General features: G+C 70.2%; 20 protein-coding genes, 1 tRNA gene and 3 pseudogenes. 13 read left to right on the top strand and 11 right to left on the bottom strand.

Annotated elements, in window-relative coordinates:
- Positions 1-131 (top strand): annotated as a pseudogene (locus Q0R13_RS00130) (IS630 family transposase); the annotation flags it as partial.
- A 211-nt stretch (positions 132-342) separates the two neighbouring features.
- On the opposite strand, the pseudogene Q0R13_RS22565 reads toward Q0R13_RS00130, so the two are convergent.
- From Q0R13_RS22565 to Q0R13_RS00115, 3 genes and pseudogenes are all read right to left on the bottom strand, one after another.
- Positions 343-684, bottom strand: a pseudogene (locus Q0R13_RS22565) (DUF4287 domain-containing protein); the annotation flags it as partial.
- Between the two features lie 170 nt (positions 685-854).
- Positions 855-929, bottom strand: a tRNA-Gly gene (locus Q0R13_RS00120).
- Between the two features lie 91 nt (positions 930-1,020).
- A complete protein-coding gene (locus tag Q0R13_RS00115; protein WP_293897618.1) occupies positions 1,021-1,764 on the bottom strand; it encodes a DUF6065 family protein in 744 nt (247 codons plus the stop codon).
- A 93-nt stretch (positions 1,765-1,857) separates the two neighbouring features.
- Here Q0R13_RS00115 and Q0R13_RS00110 point away from each other — a divergent pair, with 93 nt between their 5' ends.
- From Q0R13_RS00110 to Q0R13_RS00095, 4 genes are all read left to right on the top strand, one after another.
- A complete protein-coding gene (locus Q0R13_RS00110) occupies positions 1,858-2,370 on the top strand; it encodes a YbaK/EbsC family protein (RefSeq protein WP_293897615.1) in 513 nt (170 codons plus the stop codon).
- A gap of 70 nt (positions 2,371-2,440) precedes the next feature.
- Positions 2,441-3,349 (top strand): co-chaperone YbbN, encoded by a 909-nt coding sequence (locus tag Q0R13_RS00105; protein ID WP_293897612.1) that lies wholly within the window; start codon positions 2,441-2,443, stop codon positions 3,347-3,349.
- Positions 3,350-3,363: 14 nt separating this feature from the next.
- Positions 3,364-4,020, top strand: coding sequence for an LON peptidase substrate-binding domain-containing protein (locus tag Q0R13_RS00100; protein ID WP_293897609.1), 657 nt, complete (start codon positions 3,364-3,366; stop codon positions 4,018-4,020).
- Positions 4,021-4,029: 9 nt separating this feature from the next.
- Entirely contained in the window at positions 4,030-4,242 is a 213-nt protein-coding gene (locus Q0R13_RS00095; protein WP_293897606.1) for a Trm112 family protein, read from the top strand.
- A gap of 45 nt (positions 4,243-4,287) precedes the next feature.
- Here Q0R13_RS00095 and Q0R13_RS00090 read toward each other — a convergent pair whose 3' ends face one another.
- Positions 4,288-5,559 (bottom strand): UbiH/UbiF/VisC/COQ6 family ubiquinone biosynthesis hydroxylase, encoded by a 1,272-nt coding sequence (locus Q0R13_RS00090; RefSeq protein WP_293897603.1) that lies wholly within the window; start codon positions 5,557-5,559, stop codon positions 4,288-4,290.
- A 173-nt stretch (positions 5,560-5,732) separates the two neighbouring features.
- Here Q0R13_RS00090 and Q0R13_RS00085 point away from each other — a divergent pair, with 173 nt between their 5' ends.
- From Q0R13_RS00085 to Q0R13_RS00075, 3 genes are read left to right on the top strand one after another with little or no spacing between them, the layout of a single operon-like run.
- Entirely contained in the window at positions 5,733-6,839 is a 1,107-nt protein-coding gene (locus Q0R13_RS00085) for an HlyD family secretion protein (RefSeq protein WP_293897601.1), read from the top strand.
- Between the two features lie 4 nt (positions 6,840-6,843).
- Positions 6,844-8,472 (top strand): DHA2 family efflux MFS transporter permease subunit, encoded by a 1,629-nt coding sequence (locus tag Q0R13_RS00080; protein WP_293897599.1) that lies wholly within the window; start codon positions 6,844-6,846, stop codon positions 8,470-8,472.
- Positions 8,472-9,080 (top strand): TetR/AcrR family transcriptional regulator, encoded by a 609-nt coding sequence (locus Q0R13_RS00075; RefSeq protein ID WP_293897596.1) that lies wholly within the window; start codon positions 8,472-8,474, stop codon positions 9,078-9,080. The genes Q0R13_RS00080 and Q0R13_RS00075 overlap by 1 nt, the downstream gene beginning before the upstream one ends.
- Here Q0R13_RS00075 and Q0R13_RS00070 read toward each other — a convergent pair.
- The 4 genes from Q0R13_RS00070 to Q0R13_RS00055 form a co-directional block, all read right to left on the bottom strand.
- Positions 9,077-9,895, bottom strand: coding sequence for an enoyl-ACP reductase (locus Q0R13_RS00070; protein ID WP_293897593.1), 819 nt, complete (start codon positions 9,893-9,895; stop codon positions 9,077-9,079). The two genes, Q0R13_RS00075 and Q0R13_RS00070, sit on opposite strands and share 4 nt — an antisense overlap.
- A 190-nt stretch (positions 9,896-10,085) precedes the next feature.
- Positions 10,086-11,291: a beta-ketoacyl-ACP synthase I gene (fabB, locus tag Q0R13_RS00065; RefSeq protein WP_293897590.1), complete on the bottom strand. Its 1,206-nt coding sequence runs from the start codon at positions 11,289-11,291 to the stop codon at positions 10,086-10,088.
- A gap of 24 nt (positions 11,292-11,315) precedes the next feature.
- Positions 11,316-11,834, bottom strand: coding sequence for a 3-hydroxyacyl-[acyl-carrier-protein] dehydratase FabA (gene fabA / locus Q0R13_RS00060; RefSeq protein WP_293897588.1), 519 nt, complete (start codon positions 11,832-11,834; stop codon positions 11,316-11,318).
- Between the two features lie 57 nt (positions 11,835-11,891).
- Positions 11,892-12,377, bottom strand: coding sequence for an SH3 domain-containing protein (locus Q0R13_RS00055; protein WP_293897586.1), 486 nt, complete (start codon positions 12,375-12,377; stop codon positions 11,892-11,894).
- A 162-nt stretch (positions 12,378-12,539) separates the two neighbouring features.
- Between Q0R13_RS00055 and Q0R13_RS00050 the strand changes: the two genes are divergently transcribed.
- Entirely contained in the window at positions 12,540-13,526 is a 987-nt protein-coding gene (locus Q0R13_RS00050; protein WP_293897583.1) for a D-glycerate dehydrogenase, read from the top strand.
- A 12-nt stretch (positions 13,527-13,538) separates the two neighbouring features.
- On the opposite strand, the gene Q0R13_RS00045 is transcribed toward Q0R13_RS00050, so the two are convergent.
- Together Q0R13_RS00045 and moeB are read right to left on the bottom strand one after the other, a co-directional pair.
- Complete coding sequence (locus Q0R13_RS00045) at positions 13,539-13,970, bottom strand: VOC family protein (RefSeq protein WP_293897579.1); 432 nt, start codon at positions 13,968-13,970, stop codon at positions 13,539-13,541.
- Positions 13,967-14,707, bottom strand: a complete 741-nt coding sequence (gene moeB / locus Q0R13_RS00040) for a molybdopterin-synthase adenylyltransferase MoeB (protein WP_293897576.1) — start codon at positions 14,705-14,707, stop codon at positions 13,967-13,969. The genes Q0R13_RS00045 and moeB overlap by 4 nt, the downstream gene beginning before the upstream one ends.
- Before the next feature lie 39 nt (positions 14,708-14,746).
- Here moeB and Q0R13_RS00035 point away from each other — a divergent pair, with 39 nt between their 5' ends.
- A complete protein-coding gene (locus tag Q0R13_RS00035) occupies positions 14,747-15,619 on the top strand; it encodes a DUF4440 domain-containing protein (protein WP_293897573.1) in 873 nt (290 codons plus the stop codon).
- Between the two features lie 12 nt (positions 15,620-15,631).
- Here the strand turns inward: Q0R13_RS00035 and Q0R13_RS00030 are convergent, their stop codons facing one another.
- The gene (locus Q0R13_RS00030; RefSeq protein WP_293897571.1) at positions 15,632-16,105 is read right to left on the bottom strand and encodes a DUF2244 domain-containing protein; all 474 of its coding nucleotides are present in this window, start codon (positions 16,103-16,105) and stop codon (positions 15,632-15,634) included.
- Positions 16,106-16,196: 91 nt separating this feature from the next.
- Here Q0R13_RS00030 and Q0R13_RS00025 point away from each other — a divergent pair, with 91 nt between their 5' ends.
- The 3 genes and pseudogenes from Q0R13_RS00025 to Q0R13_RS00015 all read left to right on the top strand — a co-directional run.
- On the top strand, positions 16,197-16,967 hold the full coding sequence (locus Q0R13_RS00025; protein WP_293897568.1) for an SDR family NAD(P)-dependent oxidoreductase: 771 nt from the start codon (positions 16,197-16,199) through the stop codon (positions 16,965-16,967).
- 109 nt (positions 16,968-17,076) lie between these two features.
- Positions 17,077-17,760, top strand: coding sequence for an endonuclease III (nth, locus tag Q0R13_RS00020; protein WP_293897565.1), 684 nt, complete (start codon positions 17,077-17,079; stop codon positions 17,758-17,760).
- Between the two features lie 43 nt (positions 17,761-17,803).
- Positions 17,804-18,211: pseudogene (locus Q0R13_RS00015) on the top strand (tRNA (N6-isopentenyl adenosine(37)-C2)-methylthiotransferase MiaB); the annotation flags it as partial.

Below are 18,211 nucleotides of genomic sequence, written 5' to 3'. Positions count from 1 at the left end.
CCAACCACGTCTTCGCCGACTACGACGCCATCCTCGACGCCGTCTGCGACGCCTGGAACCGCCTCATCGCCGAACCAGATCGCATCCAATCCCTCGGATCACGACAATGGGCCATCTGCCGTGCAGATTAAGGGCGGTTGGTATCAGCTCCGGTCCCACGCCGCACGCAGGAGGGTCATGACCTCCGCGTCGACCTCGGCCGGCGCGGTCAGCACGATGGTGGCCTTTAGCCGCTCGGACCAGCCCTCCTTGCCGGCGGGCGCTAGCCGGCCGCTGGCGTCGGGCTCGAGCGCCCAGGCCCAACCGCACCGCGCCGCCCTTGACGGCCCGCGCGCAGGCGAAGGCGAAGGATCGCGACCAGGTCGTATAGGTCTTGCGCTGGCCGGTGATCAGGTCGGGCAAGTCGTAGACCATAGCCTTCAGCGCCTGGAAGACGGCGGCAGACTTGGCGTCCGACCACAGCGCGGCCTTGGCGGCCTGGGGATCGCGCGGATCGGCAGCCCCCCGCGCTTGCGCCCGCTCGCGCTCCACCAGCATGAAGTAGCTCTGCCCCAGGCCGTGGTGCGCCTTGAACCACGCCTGCCGCGCCTTGGGCCTGGTGTCCGGGCACTGGTCGGCGACCGTCAGCCAGTCGGCCAGCGACCGGCCCGGGGCCGTCTCCAGCCCGGCTCGCACCGAGGCCATCCACTTCTTCTGCTGTTCGGTCAGGGTATTTCGGACATGGGCGGTCGCTCGCTCGAAACCGATCCTGAACCCAAGAACGGACCGCCCCAATCTGCCCCGACACCGACGGCGTGGAAAGCCGCGCCGCGCAGGCGGTCCGCGCCTCACAGACCGACGCCAGGAAGGGAAATTGGAGCGGGCGAAGAGATTCGAACTCTCGACCCCAACCTTGGCAAGGTTGTGCTCTACCACTGAGCTACGCCCGCGCTCCGTAGGGGTTTTGGCCGCCCCAAATGCGAGAGGCGGCCTTATGGCAGAGCGTCCCGGGCTTTGCAAGCCGGCCAATCGGCCGTGGCCTCAGCGAAATTTGGGGCTCTTGAGGCGGCGCTTGTTGACGTGGCCCTGGGGGGCCGGCGCCTCGACTTCCTCGGGGAACTCGCCCTTGAAGTAGTAGCGCTGCCAGGCCTCCTTGGTGGCCTCGGGATCGCCGCGGAAGATGCGCTGGTTGAACTCGCTGCGGTGCTTTTCCCACACGGCATACTGGTGGCGCAGCTCCGGGTCGGAATCCATCTGCCGGATCACCGGCTGGATCTCGTGCAGCGTCTTGTCCTGGATCAGGGTGATGAAGCAGAAGGGCTCGCCCTTGTCGAAATGCACGCGGCCGGGTCGGGTGAACATCCAGTTCATGGTGAAGGGGAACGGCAGCCAGTCGGTCTCCACCACGCCGGCCAGGGGCTGGATGCCATCCTTGATGTGGTTGGGCGGGCCCTGGGCCAGCATCGACCAGCCGGGTGGGGTGCGGAACAGGTAGCCGGGGTGCAGGGTCAGCACCCCGTGGCTGAAGTGGCTGGTGGCCAGGCGGTGGAAGTCGGGGTTCGGATAGTCCGGCTTCAAGATCAGGTCGGTCTGCATCAACCCGCCGTTCCACTCGGCGCTGAAGGCCACCGGGCAGAGGATTTCCCAGCCGGACGAGTTGGCCATGCTGAGCGGCAGGCAGCGATAGGGGTGGCGGGCGGTGAAATTGTCCATCCAGGCGCGCTGCGGCCGGCCGGGCACGATCTCCGGCGGACGCGGCGTGGTGGGGAAACATTCCAGTTCCATGGGCGGCTGGCTCACGGGACCTCCTGGCAAACTTGCCTGCGACCCTTAAAGCCCCGTTCGCCTTCCCGTCCAGTTCAGCTATCAAGCCGCGCCATGAAGACCCGCGACGACCTGCTGGCGCTCCTGGCCGAAATCGGCGTCGCGGCGACCACCCATGAGCATCGCGCGGTGTTCACGGTCGGCGAGAGCGGCGACCTGAAGGCGGCGATCCCCGGGGCGCACACCAAGAACCTGTTCCTGAAGGACGCCAAGGACCAGCTGTGGCTGATCTCGGCGGAAGGCCACGCGGCGATCGACCTGAAGCGGCTGCGCACGGTGATCGGCTCGGCCAAGCTGTCGTTCGGCCGGGCGGAGCCGATGGCCGAGACCCTGGGCGTCACGCCGGGCTCGGTGACCGCCTTCGGCCTGATCAACGATGTGGCCCACCGGGTCCGCTTCGTGCTGGACCGCACCCTGGCGGAGGCGGAGCCGGTGAATTTCCACCCGATGACCAACGCCGCGACCACCACGGTGAGCGGCGAGGGCTTCCGGCGATTCCTGGCCGCGGTAGGTGTCGCGCCGCTGGTCGTGGATTTTGTCGCAATGAGTGTGGTCGCTGCGCGTTGAAGCCGGGCGCAGTTGCGACCATCTTGGGGGCCGGGACGTTGAGCGCCACACGACAAGGGAACTTCAGGCCATGACCCTGATCGGGGAAACCCAAGGCCAGCCGGCCACCGCCGGCCTCATCAAGGACACCACCGACGCCAGCTTCATCGCCGACGTGGTCGACGCCTCGCGCACCGTTCCGGTGATCGTCGACTTCTGGGCGACGTGGTGCGGCCCGTGCCGCCAGCTGGGACCCTCGCTGGAAAAGGCGGTGCTGGCCGCCAAGGGCGCGGTCAAGCTGGTCAAGGTCGATATCGACAAGAACCCGGCCTACGCCGAGCAACTGCGCGTGCAGTCGATCCCGGCGGTGTTCGCCTTCGTGGACGGCAAGCCGGTGGACGGCTTCATGGGCGCCCTGCCGGACAGCGAGGTGCGGGCCTTCGTCGACCGGCTGGCCAGACCGGGCGGCGGCGGCGGCGGATCGCCGGTCGAAGAGCTGCTCGGCATGGCCAAGGAGTCGCTGGAGCTTGGCGACATGGGCGGCGCCGCCCAGGCCTATGCCGAGGTCCTGCAGATCGACCCCGCGAACGTGAAGGCGATCGGCGGCATGGCGCGGCTCTACCAGCAGGCCGGCGACCTGGAGCGCGCCGCCGAGGTGCTGGAGATGGCCCAGGCCGACGCCAGGGACCCGGATATCGACAGCGTCCGCGCCGCCCTGGCCCTGGCCGCCACGGCGCCGTCCGAGACCGCCGAGTTCGAGACCCGGCTGGCCGGCGACCCGGACGACCACGAGGCCCGCGTGGAACTGGCCAAGGCGATGGCGGCGTCCGGTCGGATGCACGAGGCCGTGGACCAGCTGATCGAGAGCATCGGTCGCGACCGCGCCTGGAACGATGAGGCGGCGCGCAAGCAGCTGCTCACCATCTTCGAAGCCGCCGGGCCGATGTCCGACGTCGCCAAACAGGGCCGGCGCAAGCTCTCCGCCCTGTTGTTCAGCTGAAGCGGGGGGCTGGCATGGCGCCCTATCGCCACCTCACCGACCTGCCGCAGCTGATCCCGGTGTTCCCGCTGGACGGGGCGCTGCTGCTGCCCGGCGGCGACCTGCCGTTGCAGATCTTCGAGCCGCGCTACCTCAACATGATCGACGACGCCATGGCCGGCGACCGGATCATCGGCATGATCCAGACCCGCGGCGGCGAGCGCCTGCGGCCGCACCTGGTGGACGTGGGCTGCGCCGGGCGGATCACCAGCTATGCCGAGACCTCGGACGGCCGCTACCTGATCACGCTGACCGGCATCTGCCGCTTCGAGGCCGGCGAGGAGCTGGACCTGCGGATGCCCTATCGCCAGCTGCGGGCCAGCTACGACCGCTTCGGCGACGATCTCGACCGCGACGAGCGGGCCGAAGCCACGGCGGCTGCCCGCGCCCGGTTCGCCAAGGCCCTGAAGCGCTACCTCAACCATCGCGAGCTCGACATCGACTGGGAGACGGCCAACGACGCGCCCCTGGAGGCCCTGGTCAACAGCCTCTGCATGGGCCTGCCGTTCGAGCCGGCGGAGAAACAGGCCTTCCTGGAGGCCCCCGACCTGGCCGGCCGTTTCGACGTGCTGACCACCCTGCTGGAGATCGACGCCGCCGATCCGGATGACGAGCCGACCGCTCTGCAGTAGACGGACGCCATGACCGACCCCGCCCCCGCGTCCGCCCTCCAGTCCGACGTCGATCCGCGCCTGCTGGAGATCCTGGTCTGCCCGCTGACCCGCGGGGTCCTGACCTACGATCGCGCCCGGGCGGAGCTGGTCAGCAAGTCCGCCCGCCTCGCCTACCCGATCCGCGACGGCGTCCCGATCATGCTGCCAGAAGAGGCGCGGGAACTGGGCGAAGGGGAGTAGCTGGGCGCGCGCAAGTTGCTCCCCCAACGGGGGAGCAACTTGGGACTACAGCGCGTCGCCTCGCAGCAATCGCGGCAAATCCCCGACCGCGCCGCCGGCTTCCTGCATGAAGAAGGTCCGCGCGGGGGCGATGCGGTTCACGGCCGCCATGCCGGCCCCGCGCACCAGGCGCAGCAGGGGGTTGTCGTTGGAGAACAGGCGGACGAAGGCGTCCATGCCGGCCGACAGGGTGACGGTGTCGAAGCGGCGCCAGGCGGCGTAGCGCTCTAGCACCACCTCCGAGCCGATGTCCTCGCCCAGGCGCAGTGCATCGACCAGCACCTCCGCAAGGGCGGCGGCGCCCTTCAGGCCCAGGTTCAGGCCCTGGCCGGCGATCGGGTGCACGCCGTGGGCGGCGTCGCCCAGTAGGGCCACGCGCGGCGCGACCAGCCGCTCGGCCAGCTGCAGGCTCAAGGGGTAGGTGAAGATCGGGCCCTCGAGCGTGAGCCCGCCCAGGAAGTCCCCGAACCGGCGGTCCAGGTGCGCCTGGAAGATCTCCGGCCGGGCGGTCTTCAGCGCCGCCCCGCGCACCGTGCTCTCGGTCCAGACCAGGCTGGCGCGGTTGCCGGTCAGCGGCAGGATGGCGAAGGGTCCGCCGGGCAGGAAGTGCTCATGCGCCACGCCCTGGTGCGGGCGCGCCATGCGTACGGTGGTCACCACGCCGGTCTGCGGATAGTCCCAGCCGATCGCCCCGATCCCCGCCTGCGTGCGGATCACCGAGCCGCGGCCCTCGGCGCCCACGGCCAGCGGGGCGCTCAGCACGCGGCCGTCGGCCAGGGTCACCTCCGCCGCGCGTGGCCCGAAGGTCGCTCGCGCCACCCGGGCCGGGGCCAGCACCTCGATCCCGGCGGCCTTCACGGCGGCGGCCAGGGCGGCGCGGATGTGGCGGTTCTCCAGCAGGTAGCCCAGGGGTTCGCCGTCGGAGCGGTCGGCGATCTCGGCTGAGTCGAAGCGCAGGAAGAAGGGGCTGGGCCCGCCGGTCGCCGCGCCAGGGGTCCGGCCGTCGGTCACCAGGATCTGCTCGATCCTCTGGGCGTGGGGCGCCAGGGCCTCGCCCAGCCCCAGCGCACGCCACTGGCGGAAGGCCGCGTAGGCGATCGCCGAGGCGCGTCCGTCGAACGTCGGGGCCAGCTGGTCGTCGAACACGACCGGGTCGATCAGCACCGGCCGCAGGCCGGCCCGTGACAGCGACAGGGCCAGGGTTGCGCCGGCGATCCCGGCCCCGGCGATGATGACGTCGAAGCCGTCCCCGGGCCGGCCTTTGAGGGGTCCGCTCATGGCCGCGATAGGCCATGAAACCACGCGCCGCGTCCAGCGGCGGAAGATGTCGTGCCCAAAACCTGGACCGATCCGTCCAATTTTCACTTGAAGGTAATCTGGACCGGGCCTATTTCCCGACTGTAAGCTGGACTGCGGAGTCCAACTTTCCTTTTCCTGGGGCTGGAGATTTCATGGCGGGCAGTCTCAGGGGTCGTCTCGTTCCCATCGCCGCCGGCGCGGTCGCGGTCGTGGCCGTCGGCGTGGGCGGCGCGATCTGGTGGACCGACAAGCAGAAGTTCGAGACCACCGACAACGCCTTCGTCGCCGCCGACAAGGTGACGGTCGCCCCGCTGGTGGACGGCACGGTGTCCGAGGTGCTGGTGGACGACAACGAAGCCGTGCGGCCCGGCCAGCTGCTGATCCGCATCGACCCCGCCAGCCTCAAGGCCCGCCTGGCCCAGGCCGACGCCAACGCCAAGGCCCTGCAGGCCGGGGTCTCGGCCGTCGACGACAAGGCCAGGCTCGAGCAGGCGATGATCGCCCAGAAGGCGGCTTCAGTGGACGCCGCCGACGCCCAGGCCAAGTGGGCCGCCTCGGAAATGGTCCGCTACGGGTCGCTGGCCCAGTCCGGCTGGGTCTCGCCACAGCGGGCCGCCACCGCCAGGACCGCCCAGGACGAAGCCGTCGCCGGCGTCGCCCAGGCCCGCGCCACCCTGGAGGCCGAGCGCCGCACCGCCCAGTCGCTGGGCACGGCCCGCGACCAGAGCCTGGCGCAGGCCGCCGCCGCCCGCGCCGCCGCCGACATGACCCGCATCGACCTATCCCGCACCGAGGTGCGCGCGCCGGTGGCCGGCGTGGTCGGGGCCCGCGCGGTGCGGGTCGGCCAGTACGTGCGCCCCGGTGGCATGCTGCTGTCGATCGTGCCCCTGGCCGACGCCTATGTGGTCGCCAACTTCAAGGAGACCCAGGTGTCGCGCCTGCGGGTCGGCCAGCCGGTGGAGATCCACGCCGACGCGTTCGGCAAGGAGGTCATCAAGGGCCACGTCGACAGCTTCTCCCCGGCCACCGGCGCCGAGTTCGCCCTGATCCCCGTGGAGAACGCGGTCGGCAACTTCACCAAGATCACCCAGCGCCTGCCCGTGCGCATCGCCATCGACCGCAACCAGAAGCTGGCCGGCGCCCTGCGCCCCGGCCTGTCGCTGAAGGTCAAGGTGGACGTGACCCAGCAGACCGGCCCCAGCTTCGCCGAGTCCGGCCAGTCGCCGGCCCAGTACGCCCGCCGCGGCGTCGTCCGCTGATCCCGTGACCGACGCGGTCCTCAAGCCCGGCGCCGGCCCGCTCCGGGCGCCACCGCCAGCTTCCACCATCCTCGGCGCCGACGGCGCCTATGTAAACTGGACCAAGGTCTTCCTGGGCTTCGGCGGCATGGTCATCGGCCAGTTCATGGCCATGCTGGACATCCAGATCGTCGCCAGTTCGCTGACCCAGATCCAGTCCGGCATCGGCGCCAGCAACGACGAGATCGCCTGGGTGCAGACCATCTACCTGCTGGCCGAGGTGGTGATCATGCCGCTCACCGCCTACCTGACCAAGATGTGGGGCACGCGGGTGTTCTACGTGATCGCCTGCATCGGCTTCATCCTCACCTCGGTCGGCACCGGACTGTCCTCGTCCGTGCCCGAGATGATCGTGTTCCGGGCGCTGCAGGGGCTGTTCGCGGGGGCGATGATCCCGCCGATCTTCGCCACCGCCATGACCATCTTCCCGCCGGAGAAGCGGCTGACCGCCAATGTGGTGGTGGGCCTGATCGTCACCCTGGCGCCCACCATCGGCCCGACGCTGGGCGGCCACCTGACCGACCTGCTGAGCTGGCGCTGGCTGTTCTTCATCAACATCCCGGTGGGCGCGCTGGTGGTGTTCCTGGTCTGGCGCTACGCCGACTTCGACAAGGGGGACCCCACCCTCGGCAAGGGTATCGACTGGTGGGGCCTGGGCCTGATGACGGTGTTCCTGCTCTCCATGCAGTATGTGCTGGAGGAGGGGAACCGCGACAGTTGGTTCGAGGATACGGCCATCCTCTGGCTGACCGTTACCGCGGCGGTTACCGGCGTCGCCTTCATCTGGCGCCAGCTCGCCTACTGGCAGCCGATCGTCTCGCTCAGACCGTTCGCCGACCGCAACTTCTCGCTCGGGATCGTCATGACCTTCGTGACCGGGGTCAGCCTGTTCGGCGGCACCTTCCTGATGCCGATCTTCCTCGGCCAGGTGCGCGGCTTCTCGTCCGCCGAGGTCGGGACGACCATGCTGGTGTCCGGCCTGAGCATGTTCCTCTCCGCGCCCATCGTCGGGCGCCTGGTGCGCGTGGTCGACGCGCGGCTGGCGATGATGGTGGGGTTCGGCCTGGCCGGCTGGGCGATCCAGCTGGGGGTCCGGGTGACCGACCAGTGGGGGTTCGCCGAGTTCTTCACCCTGCAGGTGGTCCGCGGGTTCGGCACCATGATCGCGATGATCGCCGCCCAGCAGATGAGCATCGCGACCCTGCCGGTGACCCTGATGAAGGACGCCTCCGGGCTGATCAACCTGATCCGCAACGTCGCCGGCGCCATCGGCCTGGCGGTGCTGACCACCATCCTCAGCCGCCAGAACGTGGTCCACTATACCGACCTCGCCAGCGCCGCGAGCATGGCCAACCCGACCACCACGGCCATGATGGAGGGCCTCAGCCAGATGATGACCGCCGGCGGCCTGGCCGATCCGGACGCCACGGCGCGCAAGGCCATGAGCCTGTTGATGCACCGCCAGGCCGCGGTGCTGAGCTTCGGCGACGCCTTCGCCGTGCTCGGGCTGGGCTGCTGGACGGCGGCGGCGCTGGCGATCTTCGCGCGTCCCGCGGCGGCCAGGGCCGGCCCCGCCGGCGGCGGAGCCCACTGATGGGACGCGTCGCCGGGCAGATCGACCTGTCCAAGACCGAGGCCATCCTCAACGCGGCCGCCGAGGTGCTGTCCGCGCGCGGTGTCTCCGCGCCGATGGAAGAGATCGCGCGGCGGGCCAACGTCTCCAAACAGACCATCTACAACCACTACGGCTCCAAGGCCGAGCTGGTGCAGGCGCTCTGCGAGCGCCGCGTCCAGGAGATGACCGCCGGCCTGGAGTCGCCGGAAGCCGCGCTCCACCCCGAGGAGGCGCTCGCCTCGTTCGGCCGCATCCTGCTGCTGGGGCTGACCCAGATGAACGGCGCGGCCTTCCTGCGGATGGCGATGACCTCGGTCACCGTGATGCCCGAGGTGGCCCGGGCCTTTTTCGAGGCGGGCCCACGCGCCAGCCGCGCGCGCCTGGCCGAGTTCCTGCGCGCCGAGACCTTGGCCGGACGGCTGTTCTGCCCCGACCCCCTGGAGGCGGCGGAGTTCTTTGGCGGCATGGTCGTGGGCTCCTACCAGACCGCCGCCCTGCTTGGGGTCGAGCGGGCCCTGGACGAGGCCAAGATCGACCGCATCGCAAAGGAGGCCGCGCGCCGCTTCCTCAGGGCGTACGCGACCTAACCCTCCGCCTCGTCTTCCGTGAAGCCCATGATGTGGAAGCCGGCGTCGACGTGGACCACCTCGCCGGTGGTGGACTTGCCGAGGTCCGACAGCAGCCACAGCGCCGCCCCCGCCACGCCCTCCATGGAGGTGTCTTCCTTCATGGCCGAGAGCGAGCGGCCCTTGGCCAGCATGCCGCGGCCGCCGCTGATGCCGGCCAGCGACAGGGTCTTCATGGCGCCGGGCGACAGCGCGTTCACCCGGATGCCCCTGGGGCCCAGGTCGCGAGCGGCGTAGCGGACGGACGCCTCCAGGGCGGCCTTGGCCACGCCCATGGTGTTGTAGTTCGGGATCGCGCGCTCCGAGCCCATGTAGGTCAGCGTCAGGATCGAGCCGCCGGTCTCCGGCATCAACTCGGCGGCGCGGCGCGCGCAGTCCACGAAGCTGAAGGCCGAGATGTTCATGGCCCGCAGGAAGCCCTCGCGGGTGGTGTTCTCGACGAACGAGCCCTTCAGCTCGTCCTTGTTGGCGAAGGCGATGGCGTGGACGAAGAAGTCGATCTGGCCGAACGCCTGGGCGACCACGCCGAACGCGGCGTCCATGGCCGCGTCATCGGTGACGTCGACCGGCGCCAGCACCTTGACGCCGAGGCTGGCCGCCAGCGGCTCCACCCGCCGCTCCATGCCCGGCAGATGCAGGAAGGCCAGCTCCGCGCCCTGGGCGGCCAGCTGGCTGGCGATGCCCCAGGCGATCGACTGGTGGTTGGCCACGCCGGTGACGACGCCGCGCTTGCCCCGCATCAGGCTCCCGGTCGGCATCTGGTAGTCGTCGGCCACGTGTCGCTCTCCCTCATTCGTTGGGCGGTTTGTGGACGATCCATCCCGAAGTGTCATCCCGGTTTCGCGGCCCGCGAAGACCGGGACCCACGACCGGTCGCGGCGGCAGGACGGCCGCGAAATGCCGAGCTTGAGGGTGGGTCCCGGTCGTCGGCTTCGCCGAAACCGGGATGACATCCGCTGTCGGGTCTCAGGCCCGGGTCATCACCAGGCAGCCGTTGGTGCCGCCGAAGCCGAAGCTGTTGCTCATCACCGTCTCCAGCGTGGTCTCCTGGCGCTTGCGCACGATCGGCAGGTCGGCGAAGGCGGGGTCGAGGTTTTCGATGTTGGCGCTCTCGGCGACGAAGCCGTTGTTCAGCATCAGCAGCGAATAGATCGCCTCCTGGGCCCCGGCCGCGCCCAGGCTGTGGCCGGTCAGCGACTTGGTGGACGAGATCAGCGGCGCCTTGGCGCCGAACACGGCGCGAACCGCCTCCATCTCCTTGAGGTCGCCCACCGGCGTGCCGGTGCCGTGCGGGTTCAGGTAGTCGATGGTGCGGCCGTCGGAATTGGCCAGGCGCATGCAGCGCGCCGCGCCCTCGCCCGACGGGGCGACCATGTCGAAGCCGTCGGAATTGGCGGCATAGCCCACGATCTCGCCGTAGATCTTCGCCCCGCGTGCCTTGGCGTGCTCGTATTCCTCCAGCACCACGATCCCGGCCCCGCCGGCGATCACGAAGCCGTCGCGGTCGGCGTCATAGGCGCGCGACGCGGTCTCAGGCCGGTCGTTGAACTTCGAGCTCATGGCGCCCATGGCGTCGAACAGGACACTGAGCGTCCAGTCCAGCTCCTCGGTGCCGCCGGCGAACACCACGTCCTGCTTGCCCATCGCGATCTGCTCGTAGCCGACCCCGATGCAGTGGGTGGAGGTGGCGCAGGCGGACGAGATCGAGAAGTTCAGGCCGCGGATCTTGAACCAGGTGGCGAGCGTCGCCGACGGGCCGGAGCTCATCGCCTTGGGCACCGCGAACGGGCCGACCCGCTTGGGGCCGCGGGTCCTGGCCGTCTCGGCCGCCTCGATGATCGAGCGCGTCGAGGCGCCGCCGGAGCCGACGATCAGACCGGTCTTCTCGTTGGAGACCTCGGCGCCGTCCAGGCCCGAGTCGGCGATCGCCTGCTCCATGGCGATGTGGCTGAAGCCGGTGCCCTGGGCCAGGAAGCGCGCGGCGCGGCGGTCGACCATGGATTCCCAGTCGATGCGCGGCGGGGCGTGCACCTGGCAGCGGAAGCCCAGCTCGGCGTACTCGGGCGCCGCGGTGACACCCGAGCGGGCCTCGCGCAGGGCGGCCAGCACCTCGTTGGTGTTGTTGCCGATGGATGAGACGATGCCCATCCCGGTGACGACGACGCGGCGCATGTTTCCTTCCCGGGTTCGCGACGCTCAGGGCCGCTGATAGAGGCCGACGCGAAGATCCGCCGCCTTGTAGATGGGGTTTCCGTCGGCTTCCAACACCCCGTCGCCGATGCCCATGACCAGGCGGCGGTTGATGACCCGCTTCATCTCGATCTTGTAGGTCACTTTCTTGATGTCGGGCGTCACCTCTCCGGCGAACTTCACCTCTCCGCAGCCCAGGGCGCGGCCGCGGCCCTTGCCGCCGATCCAGCCCAGGTGGAAGCCGACCAGCTGCCAAAGGGCGTCCAGGCCCAGGCTCCCGGGCATCACCGGGTCGCCTATGAAGTGGCAGTCGAAGAACCAGAGGCCGGGATGGATGTCGAACTCGGCCTCGATATAACCCTTGCCGTATTGGCCGCCGTGGTCGTCCATCTGGGTGATACGGTCGAACAGCAGCATCGGCGGCGCCGGCAGCTGGGCGTTGCCGGGACCGAACATCTCGCCGCGAGCGCAGGCCATGAGCTCTTCGAACGTATAGCTGGAGGGCCGGGTCGCGGTGTCGGTCATCGAGGCGCCTTGAGACTACGAGAGGCGTCAGGCCCTAGCACGGGCCCTGTCGCGCCCTCAATGACATTGCGGGACGTCGGCCGTACCCCAGAGCGCGCCTTCGCGCACCCACCCCGCCGCGCCGTCCGCCTTCACCTTGCACCAGCCCTTCTGGCAGCGGACCAGGGACGCCAGGGCGTGGACGCTGAGGAAGGCGGCCGGCTGCGCCCCGGGCCGGGGCGCGCGGGCCAGCGGAACCGGGCGCTGGGACATGTTGATCGCCGCGCGCCGGCCGTCGGTAACGCGCTTGTGCACCCAGGCGACCTGGCCCTCAGGATCGCAGACGCGGCGCCATTCGCTGGTCTCGGCCACCACCTGCAGCGGCAGGCCGCGGCTGCGGTAGACGAACATCAGCTTGTGATCCTCGCCCGGCCCGGCCCGGGCGTTCACCTTGGGAAACTTCAGCGTGACGTAGCGCGGCACCGGATAGCCGGAGGGCGTCACCCGCTCGGCCGCCGTGGCGCCATGGCTCGCCAGGACCGTCGCCAACCCCAGCGCGATCATCGCGGGCGCCTTGCCCCGCCGCACAATCGAGCCCCTGAGCGTCTTAATCCGCGCCTCGCCTTGGCCGTACCCGGCCGCTTTGATAAGGGTCTCTGAAATCAGCGCCGCAGCCGGCGCAGGAAACGCACCCATTTTCCCTTAGGCACATTTTCCCGTAGGCACATGGCCGCCCGCAAGCCGAAAGTCATCGTCACCCGCAAACTGCCGGACTCGGTCGAGGTCCGCATGCGCGAACTGTTCGACACCGAGCTCAACGAAACCGACGAGCCGATGAGCCGCAAGGCGCTGATCGACGCCGTCGGCCGTTGCGACGTCCTGGCCTCGACGATCACCGACCGGATCGACGCCGGCCTGATCGCCAAGGCCGGCGAGAAGCTGAAGCTGATCGCCAACTTCGGGGCCGGGGTCGACCACATCGACGTGCCGGTCGCCAACGCCGCCGGGATCATCGTCACCAATACCCCCGGCGTGCTGACCGAGGACACCGCCGACCTGACCATGACCCTGATGATGGCCACCCTGCGCCGGGTGGTCGAAGGGGCCAACATGGTTCAGGCGGGCGAATTCACCGGCTGGGCGCCCACCGCCATGCTGGGCCGGCGCATCACCGGCAAGCGGCTGGGGATCATCGGCATGGGCCGGATCGGCACCGCCGTGGCGCGCCGGGCCAAGGCGTTCGGCCTGCAGATCCACTATCACAACCGCAAGCCGGTCAGCCCGCGGGTCTCCGAGGAGCTGGAGGCGACGTACTGGGACAGCCTGGACCAGATGCTGGCGCGGATGGACATCATCTCGGTCCACTCGCCGCACACCCCGGCGACCTTCCACCTGCTGTCGGGCCGGCGGCTGAAGCTGCTGCAGCCGCACGCGATCGTGATCAACACGGCCCGCGGCGGGATCATCGACGAACCGGCGCTGGCGGACCTGCTGGCCTCCGGCGCCATCGCCGGCGTCGGCCTCGACGTCTTCGAGCTGGAGCCCCGGATCAACCCCAAGCTCCTGAAGCTGCCCAACGCGGTCCTGCTGCCGCACATGGGCTCGGCCACCGTCGAGGCCCGGGTCGACATGGGCGAGAAGGTGATCATCAACATCAAGACCTGGATGGACGGCCACAAGCCCCCGGACCGGGTCCTGCCGCAGATGCTCTGAGCGCCTCCTCCGCTACGCGGGGGGAGAGGCGGGCGCGGCCCGCTCGCCCAGGTCCTGGAAGAAGCGCAGCAGATACCCGTCGGGGTCGGCGACGACGAACTGGCGGTTGCCCTTTTCCGTCGCTCCCGCGCGATACCAGCGGGTCTCAAGGGGGATCACGATCTCGCCGCCCGCCGCGATGACGCGGGCGTGCAGGCGCACGACGTCGGCGCAGGCGATCTGCAGGTTCAGGCCGCGGCCGTAGGGGCGTTCCAGCGGCGCGGTGCGGAAGCGGCGGCCCGGGCCGGCGGCCTCCTCCAGCATCAGTTCCGCGCCCTGGCGCTCCAGATAGGCGAAGCGGTCCTCCGGGCGCCGGTAGGCCACCTTGAACCCCAGCGTGCGCACATAGAAGCCGAGCGAGGCCTCCAGGTCGGTGACGTCGAGCTCGGGGACCAGCGCGGTCATCGCCCGCCGCACACCGGACAGTCCGGGTCGCCCGCCACCCGGACGGTCCGCGTCTCGGCCGCCAGGGCGTCGTAGATCAGCAGGCGGCCGGTGAGCGCCTCGCCGGCTCCGACGATCAGCTTGATCGCCTCCAGGGCCATCATCGAGCCGACCACCCCGGCCAGGGCCCCGACCACGCCGACCGCCACGCAGGTCTCTGCGTCCGGCGGGATCTCGGGCACCAGGCAGCGGTAGCAGGGCCGGCGGCCGAACACCCCCACCTGGCCGGTCCAGCGGCCGATGGCGCCGGAGACCAGCGGCTTGCCATGCTTCACGCAGGCGGCGTTGACGCAGAAGCGGGTGGCGAAGTCGTCGGTGCCGTCCAGCACCAGGTCGACGCCGTCCACCAGGTCGTCTGCGCTGGCGTCGTCGAAGGCGCCGTTGAAGCCGGCCACGAAGACGTGGGGGTTGAGCCCATGCAGCCGGTCGGCCGCGGCCTCCACCTTGGGGCGATGCAGGTCGGGCTCGGTGTAGATCACCTGCCGCTGCAGGTTGGAGCGGTCGACGACGTCGGGGTCGGCCAGGATGATCGTGCCGACGCCGGCGGCGGCCAGGTACAGCGCGGCCGGGGCGCCCAGGCCGCCGGCTCCGACGATCAGCACGCTGGCGGCCTTCAGCTTCTGCTGGCCCGGACCGCCCACCTCGCGCAGCACCAGGTGGCGGGCGTAGCGCTCGATCTCCTCATCGGTGAAACTCATTCACTTGACCCCGACGGCCGCGCCGCTCACATCGCGCCGATGTCGAATAGCTCAGCCTGCCCCGCTTGGCACGGCGCCGCGCTGGTCGCAGCGCTGTTTGCCGCGCCCGCCGCGGCGGCGTCCCATTCGACGGCGCTCGTCACCCCCGCCCCGGTGGTCGCCGCCGAGCGGGCGTTCGCGGCCGACGGGCTGGCGTTGGGCATCCAGCCCAGTTTCCTGAAGCACGCCGCGCCGCAGGGCCTCGTGCTCGACGCCGAGCCGATGCTGGCGCGCACGGTCTATGGCGCGCCGCAACCCAAGGGCCCGCCGCTGGTCTGGTGGCCGCTGTGGGCCGGGATCGCGCGCTCGGGCGACCTGGGCTTCACGTCCGGCCCCTACACCTACGACGGTAAACCCGAGGCCTATTACTTCACCGTCTGGGCCCGGCAGCCGGACGGGTCCTGGAAGTGGCTGATCGACGCCGGCCCGCCCAGCAGCCCGGCGGGCGCCGCGCCCCAGGGGTCCGACGTCGCCTACGCCCGCCTGGCGCAGCGCCAGGCCGGCTCGCCCGGCAAGGCGATGGCCCAGGTCGCCAGGGCCGAGATGGCGCTGCACGCGGCGGCGAAGACCGACGCCCACGCCGCCCTCCTGGCCGCGCTCGCCGACGACGGCCGGATCGTGGGGTCGAAGGCCGCCCCGCCCGCGACCCGCGCCGAGCTGGAAGCCGAGGTCGCCACCCGGCCGGCGGCCATCGCCTTCTCGCCCCTGGGCGGCCACGCGTCGAAGGCCGGCGACCTGGCCTGGACCTACGGTGTCGCGAGCTGGACTCGGGACGGCCAGCCCCGCCGCGGCCACTACGTCCGCATCTGGCGCGACGACAAGGCGGGCTGGCGCCTCCTGTTCGACGAACTGCTCCCCGTTGCCCTCCCTTAACGGGGAGGGAAATCAGTCGCCCCGCCTGGCCCGCCAGATCGCATCCTCCAACGCCTTGGCGAATTCGCCGCGTTCGCGGGGGCTCAGCGCCAGGGCGACGGCGGTCTGGCGGCCGGAGAGCGCCAGGCGCAGCGCGGTGACCCGGTCGTCCTCGTCGCGCTCGGTGGTCACCCGGGTGAAGGCCGTGGGGCTCTCCCAGACCAGGCGGACATAGCGCGGCGTCTCATAGGTGACCTTGATCTCGGCGGCGCTGACCTGGACCCGCTCGATCATCCGTCCGGCCCGGAAACTGGCCAGGAAAGCCACCACGATGGCCACCACGTCGATCGCCAGGAAGATCGGCACCAGGCTGGCGTGCATCTGCAGGAACACGATGGCCGAACCGACATTGGCCAGGGTGATCACCGAGATCAGCACGATGAACCCCCGCTCCGACAGCGAACGGTTGGGCTTGATCTCGGCGTCCATGTAGAGCGGCCAGGTCATCGCGCGCGACGATAGTCCGACGCGGCCGGTGCTTGAAGGGCCGTTCGCAACCCCCTATCCCAGCGCCGAACAGCGCGGCGAAGGCGAACACATGACCGACACCTGGGCCTCCGGCCGCATCGCCCTGGTGACGGGCGCCACCTCCGGCTTCGGCGAGGCGATGGCTCGGCGGCTGCTGGCGGCCGGCGCGCGGGTGATCGCCACCGGACGGCGCGCCGAGCGGCTGGTCGCCCTGGCGGGCGAACTCAACACCGACCGCCTGCTGACCCGCGAACTGGACGTGCGCGATACGGCGTCGATCGCCGCCCTGCTGCCCAGCCTGCCGGCGGAGTTCGCGGCCATCGACATCCTCTACAACAATGCCGGCCTGGCGCTGGGGCTCAGCAAGGCCCACGAGGCCGACCTCGACGACTGGGAGACGATGATCGCCACCAACGTCACCGGCCTGGTTCGGATGACGCGGGCGGTGCTGCCGGGGATGGTCGTGCGCAACCGCGGCGACGTGATGAACCTGTCGTCGGTGGCCGCCAACTACCCCTATCCCGGCGGTAATGTGTACGGCGCCACCAAGTCCTTCGTGCGCCAGTTCTCGCTGAACCTGCGCGCCGACCTGATCGGGACGAAGGTGCGGGTCACCTCCATCGAGCCCGGCATGGCCGACACGGAGTTCTCGGTGGTGCGGTTCAAGGGCGACCGGACCTCGGCCGACAAGGTCTATTCCGGCGTCCACGCCCTGAGCGCCGACGACGTCGCGATGGTCTGCGAAGGCGTCCTGAAACTGCCCGCCCACATCAACATCAACACCCTGGAGTTGATGCCGGTCCAGCAGGCCTTCGGCCCCTTCGCCGTGGACCGGGGGTAGCGCCCAACCCAACCCCCGGCGGTGGCGTTAGGGGTGAGGGGATGGGCGCGGCCCGGCTGCGTCAAAACCCGGATGACATGGAGGGGGTGGCGGGAGATGGTCCGGCACGATGGCGTCGCTGAAGAAATCCCCACCCCGCACCAAACTCAAGCCCGCCGAGCAGGCCCGCGTCGCCGAGCTGTTCGACCGGTTCGAGGCGGCGGAATCGGACCCACGCACCGAGCTGGGCTACGCCAGCCCCTATGAGTTGGTGGTGGCCGTAGCCCTTTCCGCCCAGGCCACCGACGTGTCGGTCAACAAGGCCACCGAAAGGCTCTTCAAGGTCGCCGACACGCCGCAGAAGATGCTGGCGCTGGGCGAGGCGGGGCTGAAGCCGTTCATCTCGTCGATCGGCCTCTACAACATGAAGGCGAAGAACGTGATCCGGATGGCGCAGATCCTGATCGACCAGCACGGCGGCGAGGTCCCCATGGACCGGGCGCAGTTGCAGGCCCTGCCCGGGGTCGGGCGCAAGACCGCCTCGGTGGTGCTGAACGAGCTCCGGATCGAGCCAGCCATCGCCGTCGACACCCACGTCTTTCGCGTGTCCCACCGCCTTGGCCTGTCCTGCGGCAAGACGCCGGACAAGGTGGAGGCGGACCTGATGGCCCTCGTGCCACAGCCCTACCTGACCCGGGCCCACCATTGGCTGATCTTGCACGGCCGCTATGTCTGCGTAGCGCGTCGGCCGAAGTGCGAAGAGTGCCCGGTCGCCGACCTCTGTCCTTCGCGGCATCTGTTCGTCGCCGCCTGAGGCGAACTTGCGCCGCAGAGGCCGGGACCCCATAACCCGGACCATGTCCGAGCCCGCGCCAGCAAAGCGCCTCTACATCAAGACCTACGGCTGTCAGATGAACGTCTACGACAGCGAGCGCATGGCCGATGTCCTTGCGCCGCTGGGCTATGGGATGACCGACAGCCCGGCCGACGCCGACCTGGTGGTGCTGAACACCTGCCACATCCGCGAGAAGGCCACCGAGAAGGTCTATTCCGAGCTCGGCAAGCTGCGGGACATGCGTGATGAGCGCCTGGCCGACGGCGGCTCGCGGATGACCATCGCGGTCGCCGGCTGCGTCGCCCAGGCCGAGGGCGAGGAGATCATGCGCCGCCAGCCGGCCGTGGACCTGGTGGTCGGCCCGCAGGCCTATCATCAGCTGCCCGAGCTGATCGCGCGCACCCATCGCGCGCGCGGCGAGCGGCTGGCC

Source organism: Phenylobacterium sp. (assembly GCF_025351295.1).
GTDB lineage: Bacteria > Pseudomonadota > Alphaproteobacteria > Caulobacterales > Caulobacteraceae > Phenylobacterium.
This window is presented reverse-complemented; position numbering and strand designations above follow the sequence as displayed.